The sequence below is a fragment of the Xinfangfangia pollutisoli genome (assembly GCF_020179405.1).
Lineage (GTDB): Bacteria > Pseudomonadota > Alphaproteobacteria > Rhodobacterales > Rhodobacteraceae > Pseudogemmobacter > Pseudogemmobacter pollutisoli.
The window spans coordinates 1-1543 of record NZ_JAICBZ010000173.1; the positions used below are offsets into that span (position 1 = coordinate 1).

The 1543-nt window shown below is 71.9% G+C and carries 2 protein-coding genes; both read right to left on the bottom strand.

The annotated features are described in order from the left end of the window. Positions 1-1253 (bottom strand): hydantoinase/oxoprolinase N-terminal domain-containing protein (locus K1Y73_RS21850; protein ID WP_225030521.1); only part of this gene is annotated, 1253 nt, incomplete at its 3' end. Between the two features lie 58 nt (positions 1254-1311). After that, positions 1312-1543: hypothetical protein (locus tag K1Y73_RS22180; RefSeq protein ID WP_263626738.1), on the bottom strand; the 232-nt coding region annotated here is incomplete at its 5' end.

Here is a 1543-nt window from a genome sequence, read left to right on the forward strand (position 1 = left end):
CGCGCCACCAGCCGCTCCAGCGCCGCCGCCTCAAGCCGCGAGGTCAGGGCCTGAGCCGCGGGCATCGGGGCCGCGATCCGCGCCAGCACCGCGGCTTCGCGCGCAGAAAGCCCGCCCGCATTCGCCCCCGGCATCGGGATGACGAAGCGGCCATCCAGCTCTCCGGCGGTTTCGGTCGACAGCCAGCGGTCCAGCGCGCCATGCACCAGATCGGGGTGGTCCACCGCCAGAAGCGAGACCGGGATCAGCCGGCGCGGGCCCAGGCGCAGGCTGCCGGCCAGGCCTTCGGTCACCAGATGCACCTCGCTGTCGCCGCCAAGGCCGGTGGTGCGCATCGCCACCGCCTCGACCATGGTGCGCAACCCGCCGACGCGGGCGCCCTGCGGGTCGATTTCCGGCAGGCCGTCCTTCAGCAGCGCCACATCGGTGGTGGTGCCGCCGATATCGCTGACCAAGGCGTCCTTGGCGCCGGTCAGCCAGCGCGCGCCAACGATCGAGGCGGCGGGGCCGGAGAGGATGGTCTCGATCGGGCGCTCGCGCACCATGGCGGCGCTGATCAAGGCGCCATCGCCGCGCACCACCATCAAGGGCGCGGCAATGCCCAGCGCGGCCAGGTGACGCTCGCAGGCGGCGACCAGGCGGTCGATCATGCCGATCAGGCGGGCATTCAGCACTGCGGTCAGCGCGCGTTTCGGGCCGTTCAGCTGGGCCGACAATTCGTGGCTGCAGGTGACGGGACGGCCGGTCAGCCGGCGGATCGCTTCGCGCACGGCGTTTTCATGCGCGGGGTTGCGGGTGGCAAAACGGGCGGCGACGGCAAAGCCCACGACCTGAGGCGCCACCTCGGCCAGGGCGCTTTCCAGGGCGGCGAGGTCCAGCTTGGTGGCTTCCAGCCCGGCATGGCTGTGCCCGCCGGCAATGCGGATCACCGGATCGCCATGCAGCGCCTCGGCCAGGCCCGCGCGTTCCAGATCGCCCGCGTCAAAGCCGATCGCCACCAGCGCGACCCGCCCGCCCTGGCCTTCGACCAGCGCATTGGTGGCCAGCGTCGTCGACAGCGACACCAGCGCGACCTGCCCGGGCGCCACGCCCGAGGCCGCCAGCGCCGCATCCACCGCCTGGCCGATGCCCACCGCCAGGTCGTGCCGGCTGGTCAGCGCCTTGGCCGTGCCGAGAATGCGGTTCCGGGCCTCGTCCAGCACCACGGCATCGGTATAGGTGCCGCCGGTATCGACCCCCAGAAAATAGGCCATGGTCCTGCATCTCCATCCTGTCGCGCGGCTTCGGGACTAGCGCGGGGCGCGGCCGCGGTCAGGCCAGGAAGCGACGCAAGCGGGTCGCAGGCGGCAGATCGCCTTCGCGTCTCCCCCGTGTCTTCCCCGTATCAGCCGCGCGCGCGGGGCCGGCGGCGGCGGGCATGGGCGGGCGGAATGCCCAGCATGCCGCGATATTTGGCAACGGTGCGGCGTTTTCCAGCACCGTCAGCACCATCTCGATGTGGAAGTGGCTGGCATCGCAAGACATTCGCCCCCGGCTTTCATGG